The organism is Bifidobacterium margollesii (assembly GCF_002860355.1).
Lineage (GTDB): Bacteria > Actinomycetota > Actinomycetes > Actinomycetales > Bifidobacteriaceae > Galliscardovia > Galliscardovia margollesii.
In genome coordinates, this window is the sequence record NZ_NMWU01000013.1 from 1 (window position 1) to 7,138 (window position 7,138).

General features: G+C 60.0%; 9 protein-coding genes. 6 read left to right on the forward strand and 3 right to left on the reverse strand.

What is annotated here, in order from left to right; genetic code table 11:
- The coding region (locus Uis1B_RS04485) for a helix-turn-helix domain-containing protein (RefSeq protein WP_133124837.1) at positions 1–266 on the reverse strand (266 nt) is incomplete at its 3' end.
- 176 nt (positions 267–442) lie between these two features.
- On the opposite strand from Uis1B_RS04485, the gene Uis1B_RS04490 reads away from it, so the two are divergent.
- The 6 genes from Uis1B_RS04490 to rbsK all read left to right on the forward strand — a co-directional run bounded on the left by Uis1B_RS04490 (position 443) and on the right by rbsK (position 6,166).
- On the forward strand, positions 443–1,309 hold the full coding sequence (locus tag Uis1B_RS04490) for a dihydrodipicolinate synthase family protein (RefSeq protein WP_101615997.1): 867 nt from the start codon (positions 443–445) through the stop codon (positions 1,307–1,309).
- Between the two features lie 105 nt (positions 1,310–1,414).
- Positions 1,415–2,860, forward strand: a complete 1,446-nt coding sequence (locus Uis1B_RS04495) for an MFS transporter (RefSeq protein WP_101616010.1) — start codon at positions 1,415–1,417, stop codon at positions 2,858–2,860.
- A gap of 1 nt (position 2,861) precedes the next feature.
- The gene (locus Uis1B_RS04500; protein WP_101615999.1) at positions 2,862–4,001 is read left to right on the forward strand and encodes a sialidase family protein; all 1,140 of its coding nucleotides are present in this window, start codon (positions 2,862–2,864) and stop codon (positions 3,999–4,001) included.
- Entirely contained in the window at positions 3,995–4,417 is a 423-nt protein-coding gene (locus tag Uis1B_RS04505) for an RbsD/FucU family protein (protein ID WP_101616001.1), read from the forward strand. Before Uis1B_RS04500 ends, Uis1B_RS04505 begins: the two co-directional genes overlap by 7 nt.
- A gap of 137 nt (positions 4,418–4,554) precedes the next feature.
- Positions 4,555–5,196 carry a KpsF/GutQ family sugar-phosphate isomerase gene (locus Uis1B_RS04510; RefSeq protein ID WP_101616004.1) on the forward strand — a complete coding sequence of 214 codons (642 nt, stop codon included), beginning with the start codon at positions 4,555–4,557 and terminating at the stop codon, positions 5,194–5,196.
- A gap of 1 nt (position 5,197) precedes the next feature.
- Positions 5,198–6,166, forward strand: coding sequence for a ribokinase (gene rbsK / locus Uis1B_RS04515; RefSeq protein ID WP_207763377.1), 969 nt, complete (start codon positions 5,198–5,200; stop codon positions 6,164–6,166).
- 75 nt (positions 6,167–6,241) lie between these two features.
- Here rbsK and Uis1B_RS04520 read toward each other — a convergent pair whose 3' ends face one another.
- Both Uis1B_RS04520 and Uis1B_RS04525 read right to left on the reverse strand, forming a co-directional pair.
- Entirely contained in the window at positions 6,242–6,430 is a 189-nt protein-coding gene (locus Uis1B_RS04520; RefSeq protein WP_133124838.1) for a hypothetical protein, read from the reverse strand.
- A 54-nt stretch (positions 6,431–6,484) separates the two neighbouring features.
- On the reverse strand, positions 6,485–7,138 hold a 654-nt coding region (locus Uis1B_RS04525; RefSeq protein ID WP_133124839.1), incomplete at its 5' end, for an IS30 family transposase.

A 7,138-nucleotide genomic window follows, 5' to 3' on the forward strand; every position in this document is an offset into this window, starting at 1 on the left:
GTCTCGGCCTTGCGCTGCGCGGTCAGGGCCGAGTAGAACGGGCGCGCGGTCCATGCGCCCGTCTTCAGGCGTTTCGGCCTGTACGGACGGTAGGAGTCGTTCTCGTTGGACGCGAACCACAGGCCGCGCCTCAGCTCGCGGCTGACCGTGGACTTGTCCCGGCCGATCCTCAGGGCGATCTGGCGCACGCCGAGCCCCTCTCGGTTCCTCAGTTCGTCGATCCGGACTCGTTCCTCGGCCGACAGGTGGGAATACACTTTCGTCATGGGCGCAGCACTTTCTCTTCGGTTGTGGACTTGAACACTTCCAACCTTAGACAGGTGTTGCGCTTCTATTTAGAACCCGGGGAATGGCGGTCGGCAACGAAGCGGCCATCCTGTTGAACCATCGTCGACAGCATCGTCGAAAGAACGTGTCAAGCCAATGAAGGAGTCGTCAACTCATGTCGGGTCAACCAGAGATCATCACAGCGGGCGTCACTGCCTTCGATGAACGGGGAGAGCTGGATGCCGGAGCCAACCTTGCGTTCCTGCGCCGCATCGAACCATATGTCGATGGCGTCCTACCGGTCGGAACCAATGGGGAGTTTCCGGCGCTGAATGCTGAAGAACGCGCCAAGGTCATCGGGTGGGCGTTGGAAGTGTTCGGTCCGGAGCGAGCCATTGCCCATGTCGGAGCGCCGTCTGTACATCAGGCGCTGGAGCATGCACGGGCCGCCGCGGCGCTGGGCGCCACGCGGTTCGCGGCGATCACGCCCTACTATCTCACAGCGTCCGTCGAAGGCGTTATTGGGTACTACCAGTCACTACGCGACGCCGTCGACGGTGAGCTCTATGCCTATATTTTCCCGGATGTGGCGTGCACGGACGTGCTGCCTGAAACCTTGGCCGAACTGGCTCGCATCGGCATCGACGGAGTCAAGCTTTCCGGGCTGGCTTCCACTCGTGTGGAGGCATATCGTGAGGCGGCGCCTGATCTGGCGCTATGGTCGGGCAATGATGCCGATTTGCCGCACGTCTATACGGCTGGCGGAAGAGGCGTTGTCTCAGGTGTTTCCGGCGTGGCGCCGCAGGCGTGGGCCGCGCTGCGCGACGCCTATGGAATCGGTGAGCAATCGGTGATTGACGAGGCGCAGACTCGCGTCCAAGCCCTGGTCAAGGTGCTGGGCCCCAGCATCAGTCGTTTGAAATATGGCCTTATGGTACTTGGCATTCCTGTTGGTGAGTGTCGCATGCCCATCGACGAACCGAGCGAAGAGATTAAGGAGGAAATCAGAACGGTACTGCATAATACCGGCATCACCGAGTGACAGTATCGGCAATGCCGGCGATCACGCCCCATCTCGAAGTTGAGAGAGCGAGATGGAGCGCATCATCACCCGAATCAGATCGAGGAGGATCTTATGAATCAGGCAATGAGTGAAGCAAATGCTTCACAGGAACAGCTTAATCCCGAGAATAAGAAGTACTTGTCAAAGGTCGTGATTTCGAGCTTCATCGGCAATACGCTCGAATACTACGATTATATGGTGTATGGCACCGCAGCTGCCATTGCATTCCCCACAGTGTTTTTTGCGCACGAGAGCGCGTTTGTTGCGGCGATGTCGTCGTTTGCCACTTTCGCAGTGGGCTTCCTTGCCAGACCTCTCGGTGGCATGTTCTTCGGTCGTCGTGGCGATAAGGCCGGTCGCAAGTCCACACTGGTGCTCACCCTGATGATCATGGGTATCGGCACATTCCTCATCGGCTGCATCCCCTCCGCCGACCATATCGGCGTGGCAGCTCCGATCGCGTTGATTATCCTAAGACTGCTTCAGGGCTTCGCCGTCGGCGGCGAATGGGGCGGTTCCATGATCATGGTGCTCGAATCCGCACCGAAGAAATCCCGTGGTTTCTGGTCCTCATGGCCTCAGACCGGTGGCTTCTCCGCCCAGATCATCATCACCCTCGTGTTCGCCTGGGTCTACACCCTACCCGAAGATCAGATGCTCAGCTGGGGTTGGCGCGTGCCGTTCTGGATCTCCGCTCTGGTGATGCTCATCGGTCTGTGGATGCGAAAGTCCCTGGAGGAAAGCCCGGTCTTCACATCCACCATGGCCGCCAAAGAGAAGGAAGGTCGTAACCGTTCCCTCACTGCGGAGAACCTGCAGGCCAACATTGCCGCTCAGGACGCCGCCAAGGCGCAGGCCAAGGCCGCTTCCGCACCTTCGAAGACCTCCGGTAAGGAGCATGGACCGCTCTACCGAGTGTTCGTGGAGGACTGGCGTGATCTGCTGCGCATCATCGGTCTTCGATTCGCTGAATCCCTGCCGTACTTCCTGCTGTGCACCTTCGCCTTGTCGTTCGCGCCCCAGCATATGGGCATTTCCAAGGAATGGCTGAACTGGGCCATCCTGATCTGCTCAGTGTGTGCATTCCCCGCCCATGGTCTGTTCGCAGCCCTCTCCGACCGTATCGGACGTCGTCCGGTATACATGATCGGTACCGTGGTCGTGTTTATCACCGCGTTCCCGTTCTTCATGATGCTCAGGAGCGGCTCGTTTATTCTGATCGTGCTGGCCTACATCATCGTGCTGAACTTCGGACACAATGCCATCAACGCCGTGCAGCCCTCGTTCTTCGCAGAGCTGTTCCCGGCCGACCGTCGCTACTCCGGTGCCGCATCCGGCCGTGAGATCGGTTCGATTCTCGCCGGCGGTTGCACCCCGTTCATCGCCACCTGGCTGGCCGGTGCCGACGGCGCACACTGGTACTACGTCGCCGCCTACGTCATGGTCGGCGCGGTGATCACCGCCATCGCCATCTGGTTCTCCCCGGAGACCTACAAAAAGGATCTCTACGCCACATCCAAGGAAGGCTGACATGACTGCTCTTACCAATCGCTGGATCGTTTCCAGCAATGGTGAGCGCTGGAACCAGTGCCACGCCTCCACGCTGACTCAGTCTCCGCTGAGCGGTGTGGTGGCCGTGGCTTGGTTCGCCGGCGAACGAGAAGGCGCCATTGACAACGCCATCTGGCTCACCCGTGGCACTCCCGGCGGCAACTGGGACGAACCGCGTATCGTGCTTCGTGGTCATGAGCGTTCCTGGTGGAATCCGGTGCTCTCCTATGCTCCAGACGGCAGCCTGTGGCTGTTCGCCAAGAATGGTCCGAAGATCTCCCACTGGAAGACGTGGGCACGGGTCTCCCATGATGATGGCGAGACCTGGAGTCCTGAGTTCGAGCTTGTGCCCGGTGACGACAATGGCGGCCGTGGTCCGGTGAAGAACCTGCCGATCGTCACGTCTCATGGCACATGGGTCGCTCCCAATTCCGTGGAATCCGGTGGTGATGACCCGGTGTGGTATTGCCGGTTCGACATCAGCCGGGATTGCGGAAAAACCTGGAAGCTGGTCGATGTGCCGCTGGATCGCTCCAAACTCAGGGGGGCTGGCATCATTCAGCCCACTGTCTGGGAGACCCAGGACGGTTTGGTGGCCGTGTGCCGTTCGACCGAAGGCCGTGCGTTCCGCACGACATCGGTGGATGACGGCGACACATGGAGCGAGGCCGTTCCTGTGGAGCTGCCGCAGAACAATTCCGGGTTCTGCGCGGTGACTCTCGACGATGCTGGTGATCGCGTGGCAATCGTGCACAATCCCGGTTCCGATTCGTGGGGAGCGCGATGTCCGTTGGTCATCTCGATCTCCGAGGATGACGGTCTGACGTGGCGGCAGTCTTTGGTGGTCGAGGATGGTGTGGAGCCTCCTTCGGTGCCGCGCGGCGAGAGCCTGCCGGTGCTGCATGACGCAAATGCGGTGGAGGGATATGCGGCCGGAGACACCGGCATCATCACCTCCGGGCTACGCGAGTTCTCGTATCCGACCGTGATTCGTGAGCCCTCCGGTGACCTTCTGGTGAGCTACACCTGGCAGCGCAGAGGAATCGTCGTCACGCGGATCGACCGCGCCGATCTGGAATCCGACGCTTCCGATCCTATGGAGAAAGGCGGATCATGCTGACCTCATCTCTGATCCATCCTCAGATCGCAGGGGCGCTCGCCGCCTGCGGTCACGGAGACAAGGTGTTGATCGCCGACGGCAACTATCCGTTGGGCACGGCCGTCAATCCAAATGCCGAGCGAGTGTATCTGGCGCTTCGCGCCGGTCAGCCCACCGTCACCGATGTGCTGGAGACGCTGCTGGGGGAGATCAACGTCGAGCGGGCGGCTGTGATGACTCCGGGCGATTCCGAGCCGGAGCCGCCGATCTTCGACGAATTCCGTTCCCTTCTCGGCTTCGAGGAGTTGGACGAGGTCGATCGGTTCTCCTTCTATGAAGAGGCGAAGGGGTCTCCCAATCTGGTGCTCGCCATCAATACCGGTGAAACGCGTACGTTCGCCAACGTGCTGCTGACCGTCGGGGTGCGTGACCGCTAGTTCGACGCTATTCGATTCTATTTGTTCCCTTCCTGCCTGTCGGCTCTTTGGCGGACATGGTTTCATCCGTCGTCTGGCCGAAGAGCCGTCATATTTTCTGTTCTTTTGTGTTTGCTACTGCTGAAAGGCAATCGATTATGACTTCCACTGTTTCCGACAAGAACCAGTCCGTTGACGTAATGCAATCCATTCGTCAGGTCATCGATTCTGAGATTGATGCCGTGCGCCAGGTCGCCGGCGAGATTGACGACAGTTTTGTGCGGGCCGTTGAGATGATCGTTGGCTGCAAGGGCAAGGTGATCTTCACCGGTGTGGGCAAGTCCGGTCACATCGGAGAGAAGCTGGCCGCCACGTTCGCCAGCGTCGGTATCTCCTCGTTCTTCATGCATTCGACTGAAGCCGTGCACGGTGATCTGGGCATGGTGACCGCCGACGATCTGGTGATCGCCATCTCCAATAGCGGTGAGACCGCCGAAACCCTGCGGGTGATTCCGGTCCTGAAGGTTAAGAAGACGCCGATGATCTCCATGACCGGCAACAACGAGTCCACGCTGGCCAAGGCGGCTGACGTGGCGTTGGAGATCCATGTGGATCGCGAGGCCGATGATTTCAATCTCGCTCCCACCAACAGCACCACCGCGGTGCTCGTCGTCGGTGATTCCCTGGGGCTCACCGCCTCGCGCATCATCGGATTCGATGACTACGGTTTCGGACTCAACCATCCCGGCGGCGCGCTGGGCCGCCGTCTGGTGGAGCAGGGTGTACTCAAGGAGATGTGAAATGACCATAAGACGGCATATGGAATCCAGTGGGCAGTCCGGTTGTATCACGGTGATCGGCAGTTTCGTCACCGATCTGGTGATCACCTCCGCGGAATTCGTCAAAGAGGGAGAGACGATTCTCGGTGATTCCTTCCATCAATATCCCGGCGGCAAGGGTGTGAATCAGGCCGTGGCCGCAGCTCGCCTCGGCGGCAGAGTGTCCATGATCGGCAAGCTCGGCAATGATGCATTCGGTCGTCAACAGGTGGAGACGATGGAAGCCAACGGGGTGAACCACGAGCATGTGCTGTTCACCGATGAAGCGCCTTCCGGAGTGGGCAATCCGCAGATCGACAGCCACGGCCGCAATCGTATTGTGGTGATTCCCGGTGCCAACATGACGTTCACGTCTGCGGAAGTGGAAGAGCTGCGATCGGTAATCGCGGGCAGTGACATCATCGTATTGCAATTGGAGATTCCGATCGACACGGTGTATGCAGCTATTCGCATAGCCCATGATCTAGGTAGGACAGTGATCCTCAATCCTGCTCCAGCAGCCGTGGTGAGTCAGGCGTATGCGCCGATGGTTGATTGGCTCGTGCCCAATCAGCATGAGGCTGAACTGCTCACCGGTGTGGAAGTGAACGATGTGGGTTCCGCACGCGAGGCCGCCACGATTCTTTCCGCTGCCGGATATCGAAACATACTCATCACACTGGGCGAGCAGGGGGCGTACCTGCGTGCTGTTGACGGAACGGAGACTGTATCCGAAGCGTTTCGCATGGAGCAGGTAGTCGATACCGTGGCTGCCGGCGATTCCTATATCGGCGCGCTAGCCTACGGTCTGTCGAACGGATGGGAGCCAGCCCGCTGCATGCGCTACGCCTCCGCCGCATCGGCGCTCGCCGTCACCCGTCCCGGCGCAATCCCCTCACTGCCCAGCAGAGATGAAGTTGATGAGTTCCTCCGCTCGCGCTGTGCTGATTGATTCCAGTTGGTTGCTTTCTGGGGCTTCCGGTTCTCCCGGAGACCCCAGATTGGGGCAGTGGTTGTTGAAGATTGTCTAGGATCGTGTGTCCATCAGCCAGCGCCATGCCGGAATCTGATGGATTATCTGATTGGCATGGTCCGGGTTATGCCAATCGCGTTCCTTGCCATTACCGACGATGATGAATCCCTCGTCCAGATGCTGTTCCTCCATAAGCTCCCATAACGCGCGGGTTTCGCGTTCTGCGGTGTTCGGGTCATCCATGGATGCAGTCACCTGATATAACTCGTAGGCATCCTGCTCCAATAGATCCCGGATTCAATTTGTAAGTGCAACACTCGTCTCTGGGTGGCTTGTCTTTGACATTACCTTGCCGAGCTCGCGGTACCAAACCTCGTTGGGCGTTTCCCAGCCCAGGACCTTCAACGGGGTGTCGTTGATCTCGTCGACGATGGCCTGCAGGTCCGCATCCGACAGGTCGTCGAAGCTGGTCCCCTTGGGCAGGTAGCGCCGGATCCTGCCGTTGCGGTTCTCGTTCGTGCCCCGCTGCCACGAGGAGTACGGGTCCGCATAGTAGGTGAGCATGCCCAGCGCCTCGTCCACGAGCAGGTGGCAGGAGGACTCCGTGCCGTTGTCCCACGTGCGGTCGATGCGCGCGGGCGCGGGGATCCGGCTGTAGATGTCGTATTCGGCGCGCGCGGTCGCCAGCGCGCTCTTGTCGGGGATGAACCGGGCGAACAGCTTGCGGCTCTTGCGTTCGGCCTGCGTGTCGATGCACCGTTTCGACGGGGACGCGCCGACGACGGTGTCGGACTCGAAGTGACCGAACCCGCGGCGCGAGTCCACGCTCTTGGGCCGGTCGGCGATCGGCACGCGCATCGGGATGCGCGCCCCCTTCGCCCTCCTGCCCTTCGAACGCGTGCGGTGCCGCTTGCCGCGCGGCAGGTACTGCCTGAGGTCCAGCGCCTTCTG

Bases quoted from the DNA above. Each gene is read 5' to 3' on its own strand.
- Uis1B_RS04490 (WP_101615997.1), top strand. From the start codon at position 443: ATGTCGGGTCAACCAGAGATCATCACAGCGGGCGTCACTGCCTTCGAT.
- Uis1B_RS04495 (WP_101616010.1), top strand. From the start codon at position 1,415: ATGAGTGAAGCAAATGCTTCACAGGAACAGCTTAATCCCGAGAATAAG.
- Uis1B_RS04500 (WP_101615999.1), top strand. From the start codon at position 2,862: ATGACTGCTCTTACCAATCGCTGGATCGTTTCCAGCAATGGTGAGCGC.
- Uis1B_RS04505 (WP_101616001.1), top strand. From the start codon at position 3,995: ATGCTGACCTCATCTCTGATCCATCCTCAGATCGCAGGGGCGCTCGCC.
- Uis1B_RS04510 (WP_101616004.1), top strand. From the start codon at position 4,555: ATGACTTCCACTGTTTCCGACAAGAACCAGTCCGTTGACGTAATGCAA.
- rbsK (WP_207763377.1), top strand. From the start codon at position 5,198: ATGACCATAAGACGGCATATGGAATCCAGTGGGCAGTCCGGTTGTATC.
- Uis1B_RS04520 (WP_133124838.1), bottom strand. From the start codon at position 6,430: ATGGATGACCCGAACACCGCAGAACGCGAAACCCGCGCGTTATGGGAG.